This window comes from Modicisalibacter sp., assembly GCF_055145905.1.
Genome location: NZ_JBSREH010000016.1, coordinates 1 through 23257, shown reverse-complemented (window position 1 = coordinate 23257; position 23257 = coordinate 1). Strand labels below are relative to the sequence as shown.

Below are 23257 nucleotides of genomic sequence, written 5' to 3'. Positions count from 1 at the left end.
CTTGCGCTGTTGGGCGGCTCGCTCCTCCAGACGCCGCCCCTTTTTCTTCGCTCCCCCGGTTTGCTGATTGCGCTACCCAGGCTCAGGCCGCGTCGATGCGCGCCAGCAGCGTCTCGCGCCGCGTCGGGGTCATGAACGCCGCCTCCACCGCATTGCGGGCCAGTCGCCGGAAGGTTTCCCGATCCCAGCCGAACGCCTGCCGACAGGCCAGGAAGTTCTCCAACATGCCGCCGCCGAAATAGGCCGGGTCGTCGGAATTGAGCGTCAGGTTCAGGCCGGCGTCGAGCATTGCCGGTAACGGATGCGCCTCCAGGGTGTCGACCACCTTCAGACGCAGGTTGGACAACGGGCAGACCGTCAGCGGTACTCGCGATTCGCGCAATCGCTCGACCAGCGCCGGATCCTCGAGCGAGCGTACACCATGATCGATCCGGCAGACATCGAGCACATCGAGGGCCTGACGGACGTAATCCGCGGGCCCCTCCTCGCCGGCATGGGCGACCCGGGGCAGACCCAGGTCACGCGCCCGAGCGAACACCGCAGCGAACTTCTCCGGCGGATTGCCCCGCTCGGCGCTGTCCAGCCCGACCGCATCGACCACAGCCAGGTAGTCGCCGGCCTGATCGAGTACCGCCATCGCCTCCTCGGCCGGCCGGTCACGCAGAAAGCTCAGGATCAACGCCGTCGACAGCCCCAGTTCGCGTTCGGCCTGACGCATCGCCCGCTGCAGCCCCTCGAACGGCACCGCCAGGGCCACTCCGCGTGCCAGATGTGCCTGAGGGTCGAACATCAGCTCGACGTGGACCACGCCCTCCGCACGGGCCCGGCGGAAGTAGGCCATCGCCAGGTCCCGGAAATCATCGGCGGTACGCAGCACCGCCATGCCCTGGTAGTAAAGATCGAGGAAGGACTGCAAGTCACGGAAATCATAGGCCCGGCGCACCGCCTCGATCGAATCGTAGGGCAGCGTGATGCCGTTGCGCCCGGCCAGCTCGAACATCAGCTCCGGCTCCAGGGTCCCCTCGATATGCAGGTGCAGTTCCGCCTTGGGCAGGGTTTTCAGCCAGTCACGCATCATGGGCCTCCGCAGTCGATGGAACCTCCATCTTGCCTGACCTGACCAATTGGGCAAAGTCGCTACCGTAGATGCCCCTCGCTCAGCGTCAACGCTCGTGTCACACCCGGCAGCCGTGAGGCGTCGTGAGCCAGATAAAGCACGCTGCACTCGGCCAGCCAGGTATCCAGGCGCGCCGCCACCCGAGCGGCCGTGGCCTCATCGAGTCCCGTGAAAGGCTCGTCGAGAATCACCACGTCCGCCGGACGCAGCAGCACCCGGGCCAACGCCAGCCGCCGCGCCTGACCGCCGGAGACGCGGCGACCCGACTCACCGACCCGGGTTTCCAGCCCCTCGGGCAGCGAACGCGCCCATTCGGCCAGATCCACCGCCTCGAGCACCCGCCACAGGGCGGCCTCGTCGGCCTCGGGGTCGGCCAGGCGCAGGTTGTCGGCCACCGAGGCCTGAAACAGCTCGCTGTGCTGGGTCAGGCAGGCGATGCGCTCGCGCAGGTCGTCAAGCGAGACCTGGCGCAGATCGGTGCCGTCGACGGTGACACGCCCGGTGCTCGGATCGATCTCGCGGGTCAGCAGCTGGCCGATCGATGACTTCCCGGCCCCCGACGCCCCGAGCAGCGCCAGCCGTTCACCGGGGTGCAGCGTCAGCGAGAGGTCGTCGAGCGCCGCGGTCAGGGCATCGGGATAGCGCAGCGTGACGCCCTCGAGTGCCAGCGCCGGCATCACCTCGCTCAACCGCCGTGCATCGCGTGGCGGGCGAATCCGCCCCGAGGTGGCGACCAGTGCGTTGAGCCGGCGGGCCGCGGCGCGGGTCCCCCCCAGCCGGGTGAAGGCCCCCGGCAAGGCGCCGAACACCTCGCCGAGCGCCAGCACCGCCAGCGGCAACATGACCAGGGTCGCGGCGCCGATCTGCCCGGCGGCGTGGGCCCGGGCGCCCAGCCACAGCGCCAGTACCGCCGCCGCGCTCACGCCGAAGCCGACCAGCGCCTGTGCGACGCCCTGACGCGACGCCAGCCGGCGCTGATCGGCATACAGCCGCCGGGATAGTGCCGCCAGCCCCTCGCGCCGTGGCGCCAGGGTGCCGTAGCCGCGCAGTTCCGCCAGCCCCTGCAGCAGCTCGATCATCCGGCTGCGCAGCCGGTCACGGGTCGCCACCTCGCGCTGCCCGGGCGCCATCCCCCAGGCCGGCTGGCCGATCACCAGCCAGCCCCACAGCGCCATCAGCACCAGGCCGGCTCCCCAAGCCACCGGGGGCGCCATGAGCCCCAGCAGCCCCACCACCGCCAGCATCGCCAACAGGGCGACCACCGGCGGCGCCAGCAGGCGCAGGTACAGGCCGTCAAGGGTATCGATATCGGCGGTCAGGCGGTTGAGCCACTCCGCAGCCCGCAGCCGCGACAACGCCTGGCCGTCCAGCCGCACCAGCACGGCGAACAGATCGGCCCGCAGGTCCGCCAGCACCCGCAGCACCGTGTCGTGGTTGTAGAGACGCTCGGTGTAGCGCGCCACGGTGCGGGTCACGGCGAAGGCACGAATGCCGCCGCCCGGCACGTAGACCTCGAGCGTCGCCGCTACGCCCGCCGCGATCAGGGCACCGGTGACCGCGGTCGCGGTGATGAACCAGCCGGAGAGTGCCAGCAGACCGATCCCCGCGGCCGCCGTCAGCAGCATCAGCGCCCCGCCCAGCCACAGGCGGCGACGGCGACGCCCCAGCCGGCCGAGCCAGGGGCGGAAGTCCGCGACCAGCGAATCGCGGCCTGAAGTGGATACCTTCCAACGCTCAGACATCCGCGGCCTCCCGGCTTGCATCCATCGAGGTCAGCTCGAGCACCCAATCGGCGGCCGCGCACAGGGCGGGTTGATGGGTGGCGATCACCACCGTCGCCCCGCGCCGCATCAGCCGTTGCAGCGCCTCGATCACCGCCGCCTCGGTGTCCGCATCGAGCCCCGCGGTGGGCTCGTCGAGCAGCAGCAGCAGCGCCTCGGCGAGGAACACCCGCGCCAGCGCCAGGCGCTGCGCCTGGCCGCCGGACAGTCCGACTCCGCGCTCGCCCAGCGGTGTGTCCAGCCCCGCCGGCAGCCCGGCCACCAGTCCATCGAGGCGCACCTCGCGCAACGCCTGCCACAGCGCCGCCTCGTCGGCCATCGGCGCGGCGAGGCGCAGGTTGTCGGCCAGGCTGCCCTGCACCAGCCAGGGGCGCTGGTCCATCCACGCAGCCGGCCCACGCGGCGTGATCGTCGCCTCGCCGCCCTCCGGCGCCAGGAAGCCGCCCAGCAGTTGCAGCAGCGACGACTTGCCGCTGCCGGACGGCCCCACCAGTGCCACGCACTCGCCCGGCGCCACGCTCAGGTCAAAAGGGCCCAGGCAGGCGTCGCGCCCGCGATGGCGCAGCGTCACGCCCCTCAGCGTTATACGCGGTGCCTCCCGGGAGCCCGTCGCCGTCTGGAACGGTGCCTCCCGGGAGCCCGTCGCCGTCTGGAACGGTGCCTCTGCCGGCTCCTTGAGCAGCGCGACGAGCCCGTCGGCCGCGCCCAGTGCCGCGGCCCGGTCGTGGTAATGCTGGGAGAGCGTGCGCAGCGGCTGGAAGAACTCCGGCGCCAGCAGCAGGATCAGCAGGCCACTGAACAGCGTCAGCGAATCGGCGGGCCCGAAGGCGATGTAACCCAGCAGGCCGAAGCCGATATAGATTGCCACCACGGCGATCGCCACCGAGGCAAAGAACTCCAGCACCGCCGAGGACAGGAAGGCCAGGCGCAACGTGCGCAGGCTGCGACGCCGATAGTCGTCGGCGGCGATATACACTTCCCGGGTGCTTTCTTGGGCGCGGTTGAACAGCTGCAGAGTGGCGATGCCGCGCACCCGGTCGAGGAAGTGACCGGCCAGCCGGGTCACCGACTCGAACTGCTCGCGATTGAGGCGTTCGGCGCCCATGCCCACCAGCGCCATGAACAGCGGAATCAGCGGCGCCGAGGCCAGCAGCAGCAGCGCCGCCAGCCAGTCGAGCCAGGCCACCACGGCCAGGATCACCAGCGGCAGCGCCATCACCAGCCCCAGCTGCGGCAGGAAGCGGGCGAAATAGCCGTCCAGCGCCTCGACCTGCTCGACCCACTGCTGGCCCAGCCCCGCCGTGTGGCGATCGCCGAGCCCGACCGGCCCCAGCGCCACCAGGTGATCGAGCAGCTGCTCTCGCACCCGTTCACGCACGCGGCGGCCGGCCTCGAAGCCCGCCCGCTCCTGCGCCCACTGGGCGACGGCCCTCAGCGCCAGCACGCCCAGCAGCAGGCCGAAGGCAGGGCTCAGCTCGGCGGGGTCGCGCGACCGGGTCACCAGCTGGTCCACCAGCCAGGCCAGCAGTCCCATCTGCGCCACGGTGCACAGCCCCGCCAGCAGCCCGGCGGCGCCGGTCAGCCACAGCCAGCCACGCACCCGGCCGGCCAGCTCGGCCAGCCAGGCACGCGGTGTCGTGTTCTCGGCCAGCATGTCAGTTCAGTGATACCCCTCGCCGGGGCGCACCTTGCCGCGGAAGACCCAGTAGGCCCAGCCGGTGTAGCCGAGAATGATGGGGATGACGAACAGCATCCCGACCAGCAGGAACAGCTGGGAGCCGGGCGCCGAGGCGGCATCCCACAACGTGTAGTCGGGCGGGATCACGTAGGGCCAGCGGCTGACCAGCAGCCCCAGGTAGGTGAAGACGAACATGCCCATGGTCGCCAGAAACGGCAGCTTCTCGCCCCCGCGGGCGGCACCGCGCCAGACCAGCAGCGCACAGCCCAGCGCCAGTACCGGCAGGATCCAGATCACTTCCAGGTGGCCGAACCAGCGCGCCCAGACATTGGGATCGATGAACGGCGTCCACAGGCTCACCACGACGAAGACGGCCAGCACCGCCAGCAGCAGCGGGCGTACCAGTCCGCGCGCCCATTGCTGGATATGACCCTCGGTCTTCATGGCGATCCAGGCGGCGCCCAGCAGCGCGTAGCCGGCCATCATGCCCAGCCCGGTCAGCACCGAAAACGGCGTCAGCCAGTCGAGCGCGCCGCCGGTGAACACCCGGTCCGCGGTCTCGAAGCCCTGGATGTAGGTCCCCACCACGGCGCCCTGGGCGAAGCTGGCCACCGCAGAGCCGCCGGCGAAGGCCACGTTCCACCAGCGCCGCGAGCGCCGCGCCTTGAAGCGAAACTCGAAGGCGATGCCGCGGAAGATCAGCCCGGCCAGCATCAGGAACACCCCGATGTAGAGCGCCGGCAGCAGGATCGAGTAGACCAGCGGGAAGGCGCCCAGCAGCCCCGCGCCACCCAGCACCAGCCAGGTCTCGTTGCCGTCCCAGATCGGCGCCACGGAGTTCATCATCACGTCGCGCGACTCCTCATCCGGCGCGAAGGGAAACAGGATCCCCACGCCCAGGTCGAAGCCGTCCATCAGCACGTACATGATGACACTGAAGGCGATGATCACCGCCCAGATCAGAGACAAGTCGATAGTCGCCATGGGTCAGCTCCTGGTGGTGTAGCCGTCGCGGAAGTCGTCGTCATAGGGCACGTGGGACGCGGACAGCGGGCGCATGGCCCGCTCAACGTCCTCGACCTCGCCCTCCTCGGTCATGCCCTGGCGAATCACCCGGGTGAGGTAGTAGACGCCGGCATAGAACACCACGGCGTAGACGGCCACATAGCCGATCAGCGTGAACAGCGCCATGCCGCCGGTCAGCGACGGCGTGACCGCCTCAGCCTGGGTCATCATGCCGTAGACCAGCCAGGGGGCACGCCCCGTCTCGGTGACGAACCAGCCCGCCAGCACCGCGATGAACGGCGCCACGCTCATCAGGCGCAGGCCCTGCAGGAAGGGCCGGCTGGTGTACAGGCGCCCGCCGCGACGCAGCAACAGACCGGCCACGGCGAAGACGATCATCAGCAGCCCCAGCCCGACCATGACGCGGAACGAGAAGAAGGTGATCCAGACCGGTGGCTGCTCGTCGGCCGGTGCCTCGCGCAGCCCGGGGACCTCGCCGTTCCATTCGTGGGTGAGGATCAGGCTCGCCAGATGCGGAATACCGATCTCGAAGTCGTTGCTCTGGGTGCTCTTGTCGGGCAGCGCGAACAGCAGCAGCGGCACGCCGGACTCGCGCTCCCAGTTGGCTTCCATGGCCGCCACCTTGGTGGGCTGATGCTCCAGGGTGTTGAGCCCGTGCATGTCGCCCACCACGGCCTGCACCGGCGCGGCGATCAGCAGCAGCCACAGCGACATCGACAGCGCCTTGCGGTTGGCCTCGACATCGTGACCGCGCAGCAGGTACCAGGCACTTACCCCGGCCACCACGAAACCGCCGGTCAGGAAGGAGGCGATGACCATGTGGGCCAGGCGATACGGGAACGACGGGTTGAAGATCGCCTCCAGCCAGGAGGTGACATGGAAGACGCCGTCCCGGTACTCGACGCCGGCCGGGGTCTGCATCCAGCTGTTGGTGGCCAGGATCCAGAACGCCGAGATCAGCGTGCCGATCGCCACCATGATCGCCGCGAACAGGTGGACCTTGGGCGACACCCGATGACGACCGAACAGCAGCACGCCGAGGAAACCGGCCTCGAGGAAGAACGCGGTGATCACCTCGTAGCTGAGCATCGGTCCCAGGAAGTTCGACGTGGCCTGGGCGAAGTTGCTCCAGTTGGTACCGAACTGAAACGACATGACGATGCCCGAGACCACCCCCATGCCGAAGACCACCGCGAACACCTTGGTCCAGAACTCGGCGAGGCGCTCCCAGGCAGGATTGCCGGTCTTGACGAACAGCCCGTAGAGCAGGGCCAGATAGGAGGCCAACCCGATGGTGAAGACCGGGAAGATGGCGTGGAAGGACACCACGAATGCGAATTGCAATCGCGACAGCAGGATCGGATCTAGTTCCATGACGATACCTCGATGAAGTCAGGGCCTGGATCATCGTCGCTGCGAAGCTGGTTGTCTCTCGGGCCGCTTGGCCGTCGCGCAGGCATTCACGATTCACCATTGCCTGTCAGCGTAGACGCTCCCGTCCCGCGAGCCAGGCAAGCTCGACCATCATCATACGCCCGCCGTGGCATGCCCTTAAGGCATGGAATGGGGCGCGTTGCCGCACCCGGATGGGGCATGTTGCCGCATGAGGCTCCCGGCCGGACCGGGAGCCATGGTGGGTATCGTGGGGAATGAGCGCTCCCCGCAAACGCTCAGATCGCGGTGACGAGGGTGTTGACCAGATAAGCGTTGTAGCCGAGGTAGGCCAGCAGCAGCGTGAGCGCCTCGAGCCGATTGATGCGCCCCTGCCCGCGCACGCCGATACCGAAGATCAGCAGGGCCAGCGTCAGCACCGCCATCACCGGCCAGTCGCGAACCAGCACCTCGGCATCGACGCCGATCGGCTTGATCACCGCCGCCAGGCCTACCACCGCCAGCAGGTTGAACAGGTTGGAGCCCACCACATTGCCCAGCACCAGGTCGTGCTCGTTCTTGCGCACGGCGGCGATCGACGAGGCCAGTTCCGGCAGCGAGGTGCCCAGCGCCACGATGGTGAGGCCGATGATCAGGTCGCTGACACCGAAGGCCTGGGCCACGTAGACCGCCCCCCACACCAGCAGCCGCGAACTGACGATCAACAGCAGCAGGCCAACCAGCGTCCAGACAATGCCGGCACGCAGCGACATGGGGTGTTCGGCCATGCTCTCCTGGGTGTTGGCGCCGAGCGCGTCCCGGCCCTGCCGGCGGGCACGAACCACGCTCAGTGTCATCACCCCGGCCAGCATGACCAGCAGCAGCACGCCATCCCACCGCGAAATCGTGCCGTTCAGCAGCAACGCACCGGCGATCAGGGTGGCCACGCCCAGCAGCGGCAATTCCTGGCGGATGACCTGGGAATGCACGGCCAGGGGGCTGACCAGGGCCACCACCCCCAGAATCAGGCCGATATTGGCAATGTTGGACCCGTAGGCGTTGCCCAGCGCCAGCCCGGGATTACCATCCAGCGCCGCCAGCGCCGAGACCATCATCTCCGGCGCCGAGGTGCCGAAACCGATGATCAGGATACCGATCAGCAACGAGGGCACGCCCAGGTGAGCGGCCGTGGCCGCCGCACCGTCGATGAAGCGATCGGCGCTCCAGACCAGCAGCACGAGACCGGCGAGAATGGCTGCGATTGCCAATAGCACGTGTAGACTCCCTTGATTCATGATCCATCGAAGCCGAAACGGCTTCGGCACGCCGCATGATGCCCAAGATCAACCGCGGCGGCCAGCCGCGGGGGCACGAAACGGTGTTCGACCCGTGACTTGAAAGGGTTACACTAGCCACATGTCCAATGCACCTCTTGCATGCCGGTGATGCCTCGGACGCCCTCGCCGGCCACCCCCCGCCTGCCGCTCGCGCCGCCACCGAGGACGCGGCGGCGCCTGCGCGTCTGCCACGAGTGCGACTGGCTGGTGGCGCTGCCGCCGCTGCGTCCGGGCGAGCGGGCCGACTGCCCGCGTTGTGGTCACACCCTGGTCACCCGCCACGCCCAGCCGGCCCAGCGCAGCCTGGCCCTGGCCATGGCCGCGCTGGTGGCGCTCGCCCTGGCGCTGGGCTTCCCTTTCATCAGCTTCGAGATCAGCGGCGTCGGCAATCGCATCGAGCTCTACGATACGGCCGCGAGCCTGGTGCACTTTCATCAGCCGCTGGTGGCGATCGCCGTCATGCTCACCATCGCCGTGCTGCCGGCGCTGTATCTGTGCAGCGTGATCTGGCTGCAGATCGGCCTGCTGCGCCGACACCCCCTGCCCCTGAGCCGCACCATCGCCCGCTCGCTGGAACACATGCACCCGTGGATGATGGCTGACGTGTTCATCGTCGGCGCGCTGGTCAGCCTGATCAAGGTCGCCAGCCTTGCCGCGATCAGCCTGGGGGTCGCTTTCTGGGCCTTCTGCGCCTTCGCGCTGCTGTTGCTGCTGACCACCCTGTCACTGGACCGCGATTGGATGTGGTTCTCGCTGACCGGCGAGCCGCTGGCTCCGGCCCACAGCCGTACCGGGGCCACGGCCGCCGAGCAGGGTCTGGCGGGCTGCCCCACCTGCGGGCTGGTCAATCGCCTCGATGAACAGGGGCGCGGCCGCTGCCAGCGTTGCGGGGAGCGCCTGCATGCCCGGCTGCCTCACAGCCTGCAGCGCACCTGGGCGCTGATCATCGCTGCATCGTTCATGTACCTGCCGGCCAATCTCTACCCGATCATGATCACCACGCACCTGGGCGAGGCCCACCCCTCGACCATCATCGGCGGCGTCGTGCAGCTCTGGCAGATGGGATCGTACCCCGTGGCGCTGGTGATCTTCGTCGCCAGCGTGCTGGTCCCGGTGGGCAAGCTGCTGGCCCTGGGCTGGCTGTGCTACGCGCTGCGCCATCGCGCCGGGCGCTTTCGCATGACACGCACCCGGCTGTATCGTCTCACCGAGCTGATCGGTCGCTGGTCGATGGTCGACGTCTTCGTGGTGGCGATCCTCGTCGCCCTGATCCGCGCCGGCGCCCTGATGTCGATCACCCCCGGGCCCGCCGCCCTGGCCTTCGCCGCCGTGGTCGTGCTGACCATGCTGGCCGCCATCAGCTTCGATCCGCGCCTGCTGTGGCAGGCACCCCGGCCCCCTGAGAAGGAAGCCTCTCATGCCTGAAGCGCACCGCGCCCGCCGCCACACCCAGTCCCGCATCTCGCCGATCTGGATCGTGCCTCTGGTCGCGCTGCTGCTGGGCTTGTGGCTGGTGTATGACAATGTCAGCCGCCGCGGTCCGCAGATCACCCTAGAGATGCCCAACGCCGAAGGTATCGAGGCCGGCAAGACCTTGATCAAGACCCGCAACGTCGAGGTCGGTCGCGTCGAGAGTGTGCGACTGTCGGATGACCTGACCCACACGGTGGTCACCGCGCGGATGAGCGAGGACGCCGAGCGCATGCTCAATGCGGGTACCCAGTTCTGGGTGGTCAAGCCGCGCATCGGGCGCGAGGGCATCAGTGGCCTCAATACCGTGCTATCGGGGGCCTACATCCAGCTGCAGCCGGGGCAAAGCGACGAATCCCGCTACCATTTCACGGTGCTGGAGCAGCCGCCGGTCGCCCCGCCTGGGGCCAAGGGCATCCGCATCAATCTGGTCAGCCAGCTGGGCAGTTCACTGCGCGTCGGCGACCCGGTCACCTACCAGGGCTTCACGGTGGGTCGGGTGGAGGACGCCACCTTCGATCCCGAGGATCGCGAAATGCACCACCGGCTGTTCATCGAATCCCCCTACGACGTGCTGATCACCGAGGCGACCCGCTTCTGGTCGGCGTCGGGAATCAACGTCAGTCTCGACTCCGAAGGCGTCAGCCTGAACGTGGAATCCCTCGAGGCGGTGGTCGGCGGCGGTGTGACCTTCGGCATCCCCGAGGACGTGGCGCCCGGCCCCAAGGCCGAGCCGGACAGCACCTATCAGCTCTTCCCCGACGAGGAAAGCGCCCTGCAGGGGACCTACAACCGCTATCTGGAATACGTGCTGCTGGTCGATGACACGGTACGCGGACTGTCCAAGGGCTCGCCGGTGGAATATCGCGGTGTACGCGTCGGCACCGTGGTCAGCGTGCCCTGGCGTTTCACCGCCCCCCAGCCCGACACCCGCCAGCGCTTCGCCATTCCCGTGCTGATCCGCATCGAGCCCCAGCGGCTGAATGCCGGCAGCGACGCGCCGATCGATCTCGAGGCCTGGCACGAACGCTTCACGCGCATGTTCGACTACGGGCTGCGCGCCTCGCTCAAGGCCGGCAACCTGCTGACCGGCGCGCTGTTCGTGGACCTCAACTTCGACAAGGAACTGCGCGGCGACTACCAGCCGGAAACCTTCGAGGGCAAGACGGTCTTCCCCACCACCGCCGGCGGCTTCGCGCAGATCGAGCAGAAGGTCTCCAACCTGCTCGACAAGCTCAACGCCCTGCAGGTGGAGCCGATTCTCCACAAGCTCGACCAGACCCTGGCCACCTCGCAGGCCACCCTGGAGGAGGTGCAGCACAGCGCCGAAGCGCTGCGCGACATGCTCGACGACCCGGCGACCCGCGAGATCCCCGGCAACCTCAACCGCACGCTTCAGAACCTGCGCACCACGCTCGACGGCCTGTCGCCGAACTCCGCGGCCTACCGCCAGCTCAACGATACCCTCAAGGGTATCGAACGCCTGGTCAGGGACCTGCAACCACTGGCGAAAACCCTCAAGGAGCAGCCCAACGCGCTGATCTTCGACCGCCGGCCGGCGAGCGACCCCATCCCGCAGGCCCCGAAGGCCGATCGTTGACAGGGAGACAAGGAATGCCAGTCACCAAGCCGCTTTGCCTGCTGCTGTTGAGCGCTCTGCTGGCCGGCTGCGCCACCGGCGGCGGGCCGACGACACAGCGCTACCTGCTGCCGTCCGGCGACAGCGACGCGGCAGCGGAAACGTCGTCAGGGCCGGTGGAGCACACCCTGGTCATCGATGACGTGCGCCTCGCCCGTTATCTCGATGACCCGGGCATCGTGCTGCAGACGGACCCTCTACGATTGCAGGCGGCCACTCAACACCAGTGGGCGGAACCGCTTGACCGACAGCTGGCACGGGCACTGCGCCGCCGGCTGAGCCGAAACCTGCCCGGAACCCGGGTGCTCGAGGGCGCCGGCCCCGAGACGGCCTGGCATCTCTCTGTGGAGGTCGATCAGTTTCAGGGACGCTACGACGGCCGGGCCGTCGCCGAAGGACTGTGGCAACTGCGGGACGGGGCGGGGGACATTCGCCGCCAGACGCCTTTCCAGACCGACGAAGTGCTGAAGGAGGATGGCTACCCGGCACTGGTCAAGGCCCTGGGAGACAGCTGGAACAACGTGGCCAAGCGGATCGCGGAAGAGATCCGACGCCAGTGGCAGCACCCGGGCGGAGCGCAGGAAACGAAAACGGCAGGAGAATCCGCCAAGACACACTGATCGCCTCGAGTTGACAGGCGACCAACAGACAGAAGATACGGCGGCCGATTCAGTACTCGTCCTCGGCATCCTCGGCGGCTCTGAGCCGGCTGCGCAGGCGTGCCACCGCCTGACTGTGAAGCTGGCAGACCCGGGACTCACTGACCCCGAGGACCGCGCCGATCTCCTTGAGGTTGAGTTCTTCCTGATAGTACAGGCCGAGCAGCAGCTTCTCGCGCTCGGGAAGCTGCTCGATCGCCGCGACCAGTCGCGCACGCTGCTGCGAATCGGCCAGCGCCTCGAAGGGCGACTGAGGCGCCCCGTCACCGGCCTCGGGCTCGCCGCCCTCCTCGATGATCTCGTCGAGCCCCATCAGGTGACCGCCGTTGGTATCGGCCAGACGCTGGCGATACTCATCGACCTCCAGCGCCAGAGCATCGGCAATTTCCCGCTCCTCGGCCTGGCGACCCAGCTGCTGCTCGAGCCGGCGGATGGTCTCGTCGATCTCGCGGGCGTTGCGCCGCACGCTGCGCGGCACCCAGTCACGACTACGCAACTCGTCGATCATCGCCCCGCGAATCCGCTGGCTGGCATAGGTCGCCAGGCTCGCGCCCTGGTCGGCGCTGTAGCGGCCCAGCGCATCGAGCAGCCCCACCATGCCGGCCTGGATGAGATCGTCCAGATCGACGCTGGCCGGCAGGCGGACCTGAAGCGCCAGCGCCTGTCGGCGTACGACGGGCAGGTACTGGTCCAGCAAGGCCCGTTGATCGATTTTACCTTGTGCCGTGTACATCCTTCGGTTCCCAGCCTGCAGCCAGTGGCGGCGCCGATCGGCCACCGATACCGGCATTATGTCGTTCTCGCAGGGGGCACCAAGCGGCGAATACCCGACCGGGCATCAGGCTATTTACCCTTTTGCGGCTCGCGGTAGTTGACGATCACCTGGAGCCCCGTGAGACGCACCGCTCCGGCATGGGCATTGCGCGGCAGGCGAAAATGCAGGGTCAGCGGCTCGCGCGCCGGCAGGCCGCGCAGCCCGTCGCTTCGCCCGCGCGCCGCCGTCAGCGGCAGGCAACGGCGTGGGTGGCACAGCCAGGCTTCCAGATCGGGGAGCCCCGGTGGCGCTCGGAAACGCCAGGACACGGACGTTATCAATCCGGGTCGCAACCCCGCCGGGGGCGTGATGGGCTCGGCGGCTGTCACACGCCCGGGCGTGCCCAAATTCACGGCCGGCGCCCGCCCGACCCAGCTTCCCGCGCCGAGGGCAGACCCGGCAAGCCCGAGGCCGACCAACAGCAGGCAGGCCGCCGTACGCCGCGCCCCGATCATGCACCGTGCCGCCGACGCCGGCGGACGGGCACGATCCACAACTCGAAGCCGAAAAAGCTCGCCGCCGCCTGCTGAAGATTGGCCAGCAGCCCGGCTCGCGAGGCCAGCGGCGGGTGCACCAGCAGCAGGCGACGCGGACCGCCTCGCTGTGCCAGGCGTTTCAGCAGCCGATAGGTGCGCCTAAAGGCATCGGCATCGTTGCCCACCCACAGCGCCCAGCGCGACTGCTCGTCGAGCAGTGCCGGCAGGTGGGGGCTGTCCACCGAAGTAGGCACGATGCGCCAGTCGTCCGCCTCGCCAACCCAGCGCTGCCCCTGCGCCTGCCAGCGCACCAATGCCTCGCTGACCGGCCGCGTATCCGCCTCATCACCGCCCGGCAGACCCAGCACCATCAGCAGCCGGCGGGGCGCGGGCGCCGTCTCGGCCGCCAGGGACGCAGATGCTGCCAGCTCAACCAGCGTCTCCGCAATCCAGGTCGGCGTCCCGGTTTCCTCCGCCATGGCAGGTGTTTCCGGCGCTGCCCCCTCTTCGCCATCGTCAGCCGCCGGCGCCATTTCGGCGGCCCAGCGTCGCAGCCCGGCGGCCTGATCGCCTTCACTCATGGTGCGTCGTCACCTCCCCCATCAGTGGTGCGGCCGCCAGCACGAAGGCGTCGCGGGCGGCCAGCAGGTGCCACAGGGCCTCGAGCAGGGCGGCGGCACTGCGCTTGCGTGTACCGCCCAGCAACGCCAGCAGATGACCGCGCACGTCCATCGCCCAGTCATCGCCTTCCTGATCGAGCCGCACCGCCACGGCCGCCAGGGCGGTGGCCAACCAGGCACGCAGCTCGGTATCGACACCCTCGCCGGCTTCCGGCGCCAGCCATTGCCAGGCACGGCCGGCCAGCGAGCTCCACTCCTCGGCAACCAGGTGCGCGGCCAGCAATGCCGGGCGCGAAGCCGCCTCCTTGTCCGCCGCCAGCCAGTAACGCGTCAGGCGCCGACGGCCGGTGTCGGGGTCATGCAATACCGCAAACCAGGCCTGTACCGGGGTGCCGTCGTTCAGCGATACCGGCAGCCAACCCGTCGCCAGGCGCCCGCTCCGCCCCCGATAGCGGCAGGCCACCTCGTGCCCGGCATCCGCCTGCTCGGCAAGGGCCTTGAGCGGCAGGCGCTCGCCTTCGAAGACCACCCGGGTGTTGGCCTGGGCCAGCGCCAGCCAGTCGCTGCCGGCGTCCAGCAGATGGCGACGGGCCGCCGCCGACGGACAGCGCGGCAGGAAATGGCGATCGGTACCCAGCCGCACTTCGGCGGCCGAGAGTTTTTCCGCCTCGCCCGCCGGCTGGCCGGGGCTCGGCCAGGGCGCTGCCAGCGGCAGGGCCCTGGCATTGAGACACAGGGCCGGCAGACGACACTGGCTGCCCCTGATCGGTACATGGCGGGGCCAGAGCATCATCGCCGCGTCCTCCTCGCGGGCCGCGGGCATCCCCCGCACCCGGTCGAGATGCAGCCGTTGCCGCGACAGCGGCATCGTCAGCAATGGCCAGGCGGCGTCGAGCGCGGTGAAGCCGCCGACCCGGGCCCGCAACTGTGCCATCACTACCGCCAGTGAGCGACCCTGACCCAGCAGGCTGCGGGACAGCCCCCGCCAACGCCGCGCCGAGGGGGTCGCCTGCCAGGCCAGCGGTTCGCCGACGAACGCCGAGTCGTCGGCGGTGGCCAGCGACTGCCCGACCAGTTCATGCGGGTCGACCAGACGCAGATCCTCCGGTACCTGCTGGCCCTGGGACACATAATGCAGCCGCAGATCGTGGCGGATGGCGATGTCCAGCACCGCGCCCAGGCGCGGCGCCTCGTCGACCTTGGTGAGAATCGCGCCGAAGAGCGGTGCCCCCGCGGCCAGCGAGGCTCGCTGGTAGGTCTCGACCACTTCCTCGAGGGTCTCGCCGTGACTCGCCGCATTGAGCAGCAACAACCGCCGCACGGGGCGTGCCCCCTGCCCCAGCATGGCCACCTGATCGACCAGCCGGCGATCACGCTGGCTCATGCCCACGGTGTCGATGATCACCAGGCGCTTGTCGGCGAGGCGTGCGAGCAGGTCGTCCAGCGGCGCCTCGGCATCCAGTGCATGCACCTCGGCCCCCATGAGCCGGGCATAGATACGCAACTGTTCGTGAGCGCCGATCCGGTAACTGTCGGTGGTCACCAGCGCGACCCCGTCCGCACCGTGGCGCATCACGTAGCGGGCGGCGAGCTTGGCGGTGGTGGTGGTCTTGCCGACGCCGGTCGGCCCCAGCAGCGCGAAGACGCCGCCCTCGTCGAGCAGTCGGGACTCGTCGTCCAGCACGGCCAGCCGCGACACCAGCTGCCGCTCCAGCCAGGCCAGCGCCTCGTCCGCCGGGGCGTGCACGAGCTCCAGCGGCAGGGCGTCGAGCAGCTCCCGCGCCAGGGCATTGCCGTAACCGGCGGCCTGCAGTTGTCGGTTGAGCGTCGCGCGATTGTCGTCCTCGGCCGTGCCCACGGGCGCACCGGCGTCCCGGCGGCCGACCAGCAGCGCGCGCAGGTCCTGCATCTCGCCGAGCAGCCGTTCGCTGAAGGCGGCGAACGGGTCGCCCGGATGCGGGTCGCCCGGATGCGGGTCGCCCGGATGCGGGTCCGCCGGCGTGGCGGGAGGCGCGCTCTCGGCAGGCGTTGACGGTTCCGGCCGAGGCTTCGGCGGTTCCGGGCGTGACGCTGCCGGCGGAGCGTCCGCCACCGGTGGCGGCTGGGTGCGGGAGGCCGCCCCGGCATGGGCGCCGCCCGGTCGATCCGGCGGCTCGTCGAGGGTGCGGGTGTCGTCGCCGGTCGGGCCCGGCTCGGCCGGGGGCACCATCTCCTCGGCCAGCGCCAGGATCTCGACGCCCTCGGCGACCCGGCGATTGGCCAGGATCAGGGCGTCATCCCCCAGCGCGGCCCGGACCCGGCGCATGGCCTCGCGACTGTTGGCACCGACGAAACGCTGGACACTCATTATTGACGGCCTCCGACCAGGGCGGTGACGCGGATGGTTCGATCATCGGGAATCTCGGCCTGCGACATGACCACCAGCTGGCGCAGCCGACGGCGCAGGAAGCGCGACAGCAGCGGACGCAGGCTGTGCGGCACCACCAGCACCGTGGGCTCGCCCAGGGCCTCCTGGCGGTTCACCGCCGCTTCGGTCTGCTGCATCAGGGTGTCGGCCAGCCCCGGCTCGATGGCGCCGCCGCCGTTCATCGCCTGGCTGAGCACCTGCTCGAGGTTGGCGTCCAGGCCGATGACGTGCAGCTCGCCCTGGCCGGGGAACCACTGCTGAGTGATCGCGCGGCCCAGCGCCACGCGCACCACGGCGGTCAGGTCCTGGGTGTCGCTCTGGGGCGTGGCATGCTCGGCCAGGGTATCGAGGATGGTCCGCAGGTCGCGAATCGACACCTCCTCCTCGAGCAGGTTCTGCAGCAGGCGCTGCAGGGTGGTCAGCGACACCAGCTTGGGCACCACGTCCTCGACCAGCGACTTGCTCTCCTCGCCCAGCTTGTCGAGCAGCTGCTGCGTCTCCTGGCGCCCCAGCATGTCGCCGGCGTGGCGGTGCAGCAGGTGATTGAGATGCGTCGCCACCACCGTGCTGGCATCCACCACCGTGTAGCCGTAGACCTGCGCATGCTCGCGCTGGCCGGCGTCGATCCACACGGCGGGCAGCCCGAAGGCCGGGTCCTGGGTCGGCGTGCCCTCCAGCTGCCCCGAGACCTGACCGGGATCGATGGCCAGCCACTTGCCGGGATGGGCCTCGGCGCGACCGATCTCCACGCCCTTCAGGGTCAGCACGTAGGTGTTGGGCCCCAGCTCGAGGTTGTCGCGGATGTGCACCACAGGCGGCAGGAAGCCGACCTCCTGGGCGAACTTCTTGCGCACGCTCTTGATGCGTCCCAGCAGTTCGCCGTCCTGGCGGTGGTCGACCAGCGGGATCAGGCGATGGCCGACTTCCAGCCCCAGGGTGTCGACCAGCTGGACGTCGTCCCAGCTGGCCTCGGGCACCTCGGGCGACGGCGGCGGCGCCTCCTGGATGGCCTGCTCGGCCAGCCTGTCGTCGCGCTGGCGGATCATCCACCAGGCCAGCGAGCCCAGCAGGGTACTGAACAGCAGGAACACCAGGTTGGGCATGCCCGGCACCAGCCCCAGCAGCCCCATCACGCAGGCGGCCAGCACCAGTACCTGGGGGTTGGCGAACAGCTGCGAGATCATCTGCTGGCCGACGTCCTGGTCGGTGTTGACCCGCGAGACGGTGACACCGGCGGCGGTGGAGATCACCAGCGCCGGAATCTGCGCCACCAGGCCGTCGCCGATGGTCAGCAGGGCATAGGTGCGCGCGGCGTCGGCCACCGCCATGTCGTGCTGGATCACGCCGATCAGCAGCCCGCCGATCAGATTGACCACCATGATGATCAGGCCCGCCACGGCGTCACCGCGCACGAACTTGCTGGCCCCGTCCATCGAGCCATAGAAGTCGGATTCCTGGGCGATCTCCGCGCGACGCTGCTTGGCGTCCTCCTCGCCGATCAGGCCGGCGTTGAGGTCGGCGTCGATGGCCATCTGCTTGCCGGGCATGGAGTCCAGGGTGAAGCGCGCGCCCACCTCGGCGATGCGCCCCGCCCCCTTGGTGATGACCATGAAGTTGATGATCACCAGGATCAGGAAGACCACCAGGCCCACGGCGAAGTTGCCGCCGATCAGGAATTCGCCGAACGCCTCGATCACCTTGCCGGCCGCGTCGCCGCCCTCGTCGCCGTTCATCAGCACCACGCGGGTCGAGGCCACGTTGAGCGACAGGCGCAGCAGCGTGGTGAACAGCAGCACCGCGGGAAACGCCGCGAAGTCCAGCGGCTTCTGCGTGAACATGCTGACCAGCAGCACCATCACCGACATGGCGATGTTGAAGGTGAAGAACATGTCGAGCGCGAACGGCGGCAGCGGCAGGATCATCATCGACAGGATCATGATGATCAGCAGCGGCCCGGCCAGCAGCTTCATTCGGGCATCGCCGAGCCAGCTCTGGCGGCCCAGCGTATCCATCAGATTCATGGCGTCTCCTCGCGGGACGATGCGGCGTCGTCATCCATGGCGGCCGGTATCGGCAGGTTGCCGGGCGGCTCGGGCGTCTCGCCGCCCTCGCGACGCACCTGATGCAGGCGGAAGGCCCAGGCCATGACCTCGGCGACCGCCGTGTAGAGGTCGACCGGGATCTCCTGATCCAGGTCGACGTGACGATACAGGGCCCGCGCCAGCGGCGGTGCCTCGAGCCGGGGTACATGGTGCTCGTCGCCGATCTCGCGAATCCGCGCGGCGACGGCGTCCGCGCCCTTGGCGACCACCCGCGGCGCGCCCATCTCGCCGTCACGGTAGCTCAGGGCCACGGCGTAGTGCGTCGGGTTGGTGACGATCACGTCGGCCTCGGGCACCTTGCTCATCATGCGTCCGCGCGCCATGGCCTGCTGCTGTTGACGAATCCGCCCCTTGATCTGCGGGTCACCCTCGGATTCCTTGTGCTCCTTCTTGATCTCGTCCTTGGTCATGCGCAGCTTCTTGTTGTGGCTCCACAGCTGGTAGGGCACGTCGATGAGAATCACCACCACCAGCGAAAGCACGATCAGCGCACAGCAAATCGCCGCCAGGCGCAGCGCATCGGCCAAGGCTTGCTCGAGCGGCTGGCTCATCAGACCGAGCAATTCACCGCGCTTGAACCACAGGAAGACCCCGGCCACGCTGCCGGTGAGCAGCGACTTGGCAATCGCCTTGGAGAGCTCGGCGAGAATCTGCGACGACACCAGGCGCTTGAGACCCTTGAGCGGGTTGAGCTTGGAGGGTTGCGGCTTGAGCGACTTGCCCGACAGCACCCAGCCTCCCAGCAGCGCCGGGGCGATGGCGGCCACCACAGTCAGCAGCAGGAACAGGGGCAGCACGGCGAGCAGGCTGTGTTCACCCAGGGTCCACAGCTTGGCCATCATCCGCGCGGTATCGAAGGCGATGCCACGGTCGAACAGGAAGGCCTGCTCCATCATCATGCCGAGCTGGTCGTAGAGCTGTGTACCGAGGCTCCACAGGCCGATCACGCCGGCCAGCAGCATCAGAAAGGTGGTCAGCTCCCGCGAACGAGCGATCTGCCCTTCTTCACGCGCCTTTTCAAGGCGTCGTGGCGTCGGGTCTTCTGTCTTGTCCTCGTCGCTGCTGTCCTCGGCCATCGCCTTTATGCCACACCCTGGCCCATTCGGAGTCGTGGCTTATTCTGCGTGGCAGGCCCGGCGGACGAACACGCAAAAAGCGCGACGAATCGAGCGTTAATCCTCGATTGCCGCGCCAGGGGATATCGTGAAAACGGCGCCGCGAGGCGCCGACCACACTCAGAAGCCCAGCGAGTCCAGCAGGTCGTCGACCTGGTCCTGGCTGCTGACCACGTCCTCGCCCTCCGGCTTGATCTGCGGGCCGTTGAGCAGCGACGTCTCGCGCTCGTTCTCGATCGAGCGTCGCAGCTCCTGACGATCTTCACTGTCGGGCACGTTGTCCAGCAGTACCTGAACCAGCTGATTCTCGATCTCGCGGATCATGTCCATCATCCGCTTGATCACCTGGCCGGTCAGGTCCTGAAAGTCCTGGGCCATCATGATCTCGAACAGTTCGGCATTGGTGGCCTTGGTCTGCGCCGGTACGTCGCTTAGATAAGTGCGCGTGTCCTGCACCAGCGCCTTGGCTTCATCGAGCTCCTTGGGTTCGGCAAACCACTCGGCCCAGCGGGCATCGAGTGACTTGGCCCGCTCCTCCAGCGACTCCTGCAGGGGCTGGGCCCGGTCGATGGCATTGAGCGCCCGCTCGGCGGCCTGCTCGGTCATCGAGGCGACGTAACTGAGCCGGTCCCGAGCATCGGGAATCGCTTCCGCCGCCTTCTCGATCTCCTTGTCCAGCCCCAGCTCACGCATGCTGTCACGCAGCATGCGGGTCAACTGGCCGATGCGCTGAATCAGGTCGTCGCTGGCCTGTGTTCCGTCGTGCTGCGCTTCAGCACTCATGGCTAACCCTCCTTCGCGGCGGCGCTCACTTGCCGAGTTTTTCGAAGATCTTGTTGAGCTTCTCTTCCAGGGTCGCGGCCGTGAAGGGCTTGACGACATAACCGTTGGCACCGGCCTGCGCCGCCGCGATGATGTTTTCCTTCTTGGCCTCGGCGGTCACCATCAGCACCGGCAGGGACTTGAGGGCATCATCGGCGCGAATCTGCTTGAGCATTTCCAGGCCGTCGAGATTCGGCATGTTCCAGTCGGATACGACGAACTCGAAGTTGCCGCCGCGCAGCTTGCCCAGCGCGTCCTGACCGTCCTCGGCCTCCTCGACGTTGTTGTAGCCCAGTTCCTTGAGCAAGCTGCGCACGATGCGGCGCATGGTGGGAAAGTCATCGACCACCAGAATGCTCATGTTCTTATCGGCCATCGTCGTTCCTCGTTCTCAATCGATGTGTTCAGGGGATTCAACAGACTCGCCGGCCGCCTGCAGCCGGCATCGTGATTATTCAGACACGCTGGGCACGTCCGGAGGCGGCGACCAGCTGCATGATGCGCGAGGCCACCTGGTCGAGATCGACCACATCGGCGGCCGCACCCAGCGCCACGGCTTCCCGCGGCATGCCGTATACCACGCAGGTTTCCTCGCTCTGCGCCAGGGTATGGGCGCCCGCCTGACGCATTTCGAGCAGTCCGGCGGCACCGTCGCGGCCCATGCCGGTCAGCAGCGCGCCGACCGCGTTGCGGCCGGCGTTGACCGCGGCGGAGTGAAACAGCACGTCCACCGAGGGGCGGTGCCGGTTGACCGGCTCGCCGTCATCGAGCTTGACCACATAGTTGGCACCGCTGCGCGCCAGCTTCAGGTGGCGGTCCCCGGGGGCGATGTAGGCATGGCCGGGCAGTACACGCTCGCCATCCTCGGCTTCCTTGACCTCGATTCGACACAGCCGGTCGAGCCGTTCCGCGAAGGATCGCGTGAAACCGCCTGGCATGTGCTGGGTGATCAGGATCGCCGGCGCGTTGGCGGGCAGCGGCTCCAGAACCTGACGAATGGCCTCGGTGCCGCCCGTCGATGCGCCGATGATGATCAGCTTTTCGCTCGAGATCAGCGGTGCCTTGACCGGGGCGGCGGCACGCGGCGCGTCCTTGCGGGGCGCGGCCCGCGGTCGCGAACGTGCGGCGGCCCGCAGCTTGTCGGCGATCATCTCGCTGTACTCGAGCATGCCGCTGCGAATGCCCAGCTGCGGCTTGGCGATGAAGTCCACCGCTCCCAGCTCGAGCGCCTTGAGCGTCACTTCCGAACCGGCCTGGGTGAGCGACGACACCATCAGCACGGGCATGGGACGCAGCCGCATCAACCGCTCGAGAAAGTCGATGCCGTCCATGCGCGGCATCTCCACGTCGAGGGTCAGGACGTCAGGATTGGTACGCTTGATCAGGTCACGTGCCACCAGCGGATCGGGTGCCGTCGCCACCACTTCCATGTCATCGTGCGAGTTGATGATTTCGCTCATCAGGTCGCGAATCAACGCCGAATCGTCGACGCACAACACCTTGATCTTCCGGGCACTCAAGAGAGGGTCTCCTATCCATTGCCCGGCCGCTCCTGTACGAGCCGCCGGGGCATTGTCTCTTCTTATCGGCGAACCGCCGCGCGACTTGAGGCTGAATCGGCCAGTTCATAGACCGTCTGTCCACGCAGGCGAAAGGCCTTGCTGATGTAGGAAAAGTTTTCCGAATGGCCGGCGAAGAGCAGGCCGTCCGGCTTGAGCAGCGGCACGAACCGGTCGAGGATCCGCGCCTGGGTTTCCTTGTCGAAGTAGATCATCACATTGCGACAGAAGATCGCATCGAAGCCCCCGTCCAGCGGCCAGGACGGCGCCAGCAGGTTGAGCGGGCGAAATTCGACCATCGACATCAGTTCGGGCCGGATACGCGCCAACCCGGAACGGGCGCCGCCGCCACGCAGGAAGAAGCGCTTGCGCCGCTCATCGGGCAACTTGAGGACCTGCTCCAGCGGGTAGACTGCCTCGCGGGCCCGTGCCAGAGCGTCGGTATCGATGTCCGTGGCCACCACCCTGGCCTCGCGGGCACGCGGGCCCAGCGCCTCGTTGAGCGTCATGGCGATCGAGTAGGGCTCTTCCCCGGTCGACGCCGCCGCGCACCAGATACGAATCGGCCCGCTGCGCTGCTGGACATGATCGGCCAGCAACGGGAAATGGTGCGCCTCGCGGAAGAAGGCCGTGAGATTGGTGGTCAGGGCGTTGGTGAAGGCCTCCCACTCGCGGGCATCCGGCTGCCGCTCCAGGCGCGCCAGGTAGTCCGCGAAGCGCGTCAGCTTGTACAGCCGCAGGCGGCGTGCCAGACGGCTGTAGACCATCTCGCGCTTGTGCTCGGCCAGCACGATGCCGGCCCGCTGGTAGATCAGCTGACGCACCCGATTGAAGTCGGCATCGGTCATGATCAGATCCCGATCCAGACCCGGCGTCGAGGCCGGTGCGCTATCGCCCGCCGGATCGCCGGGCCCCGTCCAGGTAGTCAAAAGGCCACCCATTCACTGTCCGCCGTGGTGCTGCGGGATGAACCGGCCTGCGACTTGCCGGCCTTTCCGTGGCTCAGCGCCGGAGTCTCCCTGCCGCCCTGCTTGCGGGCCTTGGCGGCCCGGAAGCGTGTCTCGCGGTCGACCTGCTCCCGGCCGCTGCCGCTCAGGCGCAGCACGCCCATCGCCTCGGCCAGGCGCACCACCTGCTCGTCGAGTTCCTGGGCGGCCCGCGCCGAGGTCTGTACCCGCTCGGCGTTCTGCTGGGTGACCTCGTCCATCTGCGCCACCGCCTGGTTGATCTGCTCGATCCCCCGGGTCTGCTCGTCCGAGGCCGA

General features: G+C 68.4%; 19 protein-coding genes and 1 pseudogene. 3 read left to right on the top strand and 17 right to left on the bottom strand.

Going from position 1 to position 23257, the window contains the following annotated elements:
- Window positions 1–82: 82 nt before the first annotated feature.
- From ACTCB7_RS05630 to ACTCB7_RS05605, 6 genes are all read right to left on the bottom strand, one after another.
- Window positions 83–1075, bottom strand: coding sequence for an adenosine deaminase (locus tag ACTCB7_RS05630; RefSeq protein ID WP_224416784.1), 993 nt, complete (start codon window positions 1073–1075; stop codon window positions 83–85).
- 62 nt (window positions 1076–1137) lie between these two features.
- Entirely contained in the window at window positions 1138–2859 is a 1722-nt protein-coding gene (gene cydC / locus ACTCB7_RS05625) for a thiol reductant ABC exporter subunit CydC (RefSeq protein ID WP_463005875.1), read from the bottom strand.
- Entirely contained in the window at window positions 2852–4552 is a 1701-nt protein-coding gene (cydD, locus tag ACTCB7_RS05620; RefSeq protein WP_163648818.1) for a thiol reductant ABC exporter subunit CydD, read from the bottom strand. Before cydD ends, cydC begins: the two co-directional genes overlap by 8 nt.
- Before the next feature lie 6 nt (window positions 4553–4558).
- On the bottom strand, window positions 4559–5560 hold the full coding sequence (cydB, locus tag ACTCB7_RS05615; RefSeq protein ID WP_163648820.1) for a cytochrome d ubiquinol oxidase subunit II: 1002 nt from the start codon (window positions 5558–5560) through the stop codon (window positions 4559–4561).
- Between the two features lie 3 nt (window positions 5561–5563).
- Entirely contained in the window at window positions 5564–6976 is a 1413-nt protein-coding gene (locus tag ACTCB7_RS05610) for a cytochrome ubiquinol oxidase subunit I (RefSeq protein WP_224415016.1), read from the bottom strand.
- Window positions 6977–7272: 296 nt separating this feature from the next.
- The gene (locus ACTCB7_RS05605; protein WP_163648823.1) at window positions 7273–8247 is read right to left on the bottom strand and encodes a calcium/sodium antiporter; all 975 of its coding nucleotides are present in this window, start codon (window positions 8245–8247) and stop codon (window positions 7273–7275) included.
- Window positions 8248–8418: 171 nt separating this feature from the next.
- Here ACTCB7_RS05605 and ACTCB7_RS05600 point away from each other — a divergent pair, with 171 nt between their 5' ends.
- From ACTCB7_RS05600 to ACTCB7_RS05590, 3 genes are read left to right on the top strand one after another with little or no spacing between them, the layout of a single operon-like run.
- Window positions 8419–9735 (top strand): PqiA/YebS family transporter subunit, encoded by a 1317-nt coding sequence (locus tag ACTCB7_RS05600; protein WP_463006020.1) that lies wholly within the window; start codon window positions 8419–8421, stop codon window positions 9733–9735.
- Window positions 9728–11380, top strand: coding sequence for an intermembrane transport protein PqiB (gene pqiB / locus ACTCB7_RS05595; RefSeq protein ID WP_463005874.1), 1653 nt, complete (start codon window positions 9728–9730; stop codon window positions 11378–11380). Before ACTCB7_RS05600 ends, pqiB begins: the two co-directional genes overlap by 8 nt.
- Window positions 11381–11394: 14 nt before the next feature.
- Window positions 11395–12039 (top strand): PqiC family protein, encoded by a 645-nt coding sequence (locus ACTCB7_RS05590; RefSeq protein ID WP_463005873.1) that lies wholly within the window; start codon window positions 11395–11397, stop codon window positions 12037–12039.
- Between the two features lie 49 nt (window positions 12040–12088).
- Here the strand turns inward: ACTCB7_RS05590 and ACTCB7_RS05585 are convergent, their stop codons facing one another.
- The 11 genes and pseudogenes from ACTCB7_RS05585 to ACTCB7_RS05535 all read right to left on the bottom strand — a co-directional run.
- A complete protein-coding gene (locus ACTCB7_RS05585) occupies window positions 12089–12811 on the bottom strand; it encodes an RNA polymerase sigma factor FliA (RefSeq protein WP_463005872.1) in 723 nt (240 codons plus the stop codon).
- A 110-nt stretch (window positions 12812–12921) separates the two neighbouring features.
- Window positions 12922–13347 carry a flagellar protein FlhE gene (locus tag ACTCB7_RS05580; RefSeq protein WP_463005871.1) on the bottom strand — a complete coding sequence of 142 codons (426 nt, stop codon included), beginning with the start codon at window positions 13345–13347 and terminating at the stop codon, window positions 12922–12924.
- Entirely contained in the window at window positions 13344–13949 is a 606-nt protein-coding gene (locus tag ACTCB7_RS05575) for a hypothetical protein (RefSeq protein ID WP_463005870.1), read from the bottom strand. The genes ACTCB7_RS05580 and ACTCB7_RS05575 overlap by 4 nt, the downstream gene beginning before the upstream one ends.
- Complete coding sequence (flhF, locus tag ACTCB7_RS05570) at window positions 13942–16335, bottom strand: flagellar biosynthesis protein FlhF (protein WP_463005869.1); 2394 nt, start codon at window positions 16333–16335, stop codon at window positions 13942–13944. Before flhF ends, ACTCB7_RS05575 begins: the two co-directional genes overlap by 8 nt.
- Window positions 16335–18416, bottom strand: coding sequence for a flagellar biosynthesis protein FlhA (gene flhA / locus ACTCB7_RS05565; RefSeq protein WP_463005868.1), 2082 nt, complete (start codon window positions 18414–18416; stop codon window positions 16335–16337). The genes flhF and flhA overlap by 1 nt, the downstream gene beginning before the upstream one ends.
- Complete coding sequence (gene flhB / locus ACTCB7_RS05560; protein ID WP_463005867.1) at window positions 18413–19573, bottom strand: flagellar biosynthesis protein FlhB; 1161 nt, start codon at window positions 19571–19573, stop codon at window positions 18413–18415. The genes flhA and flhB overlap by 4 nt, the downstream gene beginning before the upstream one ends.
- 159 nt (window positions 19574–19732) lie before the next feature.
- Window positions 19733–20395, bottom strand: coding sequence for a protein phosphatase CheZ (cheZ, locus tag ACTCB7_RS05555; RefSeq protein WP_463005866.1), 663 nt, complete (start codon window positions 20393–20395; stop codon window positions 19733–19735).
- Window positions 20396–20420: 25 nt separating this feature from the next.
- A complete protein-coding gene (gene cheY, locus ACTCB7_RS05550; RefSeq protein ID WP_463005865.1) occupies window positions 20421–20810 on the bottom strand; it encodes a chemotaxis response regulator CheY in 390 nt (129 codons plus the stop codon).
- Between the two features lie 79 nt (window positions 20811–20889).
- A complete protein-coding gene (locus ACTCB7_RS05545) occupies window positions 20890–21954 on the bottom strand; it encodes a protein-glutamate methylesterase/protein-glutamine glutaminase (RefSeq protein ID WP_463005864.1) in 1065 nt (354 codons plus the stop codon).
- A 62-nt stretch (window positions 21955–22016) separates the two neighbouring features.
- The gene (locus ACTCB7_RS05540; RefSeq protein WP_463005863.1) at window positions 22017–22841 is read right to left on the bottom strand and encodes a CheR family methyltransferase; all 825 of its coding nucleotides are present in this window, start codon (window positions 22839–22841) and stop codon (window positions 22017–22019) included.
- 77 nt (window positions 22842–22918) lie between these two features.
- Window positions 22919–23257, bottom strand: a pseudogene (locus ACTCB7_RS05535) (methyl-accepting chemotaxis protein); the annotation flags it as partial.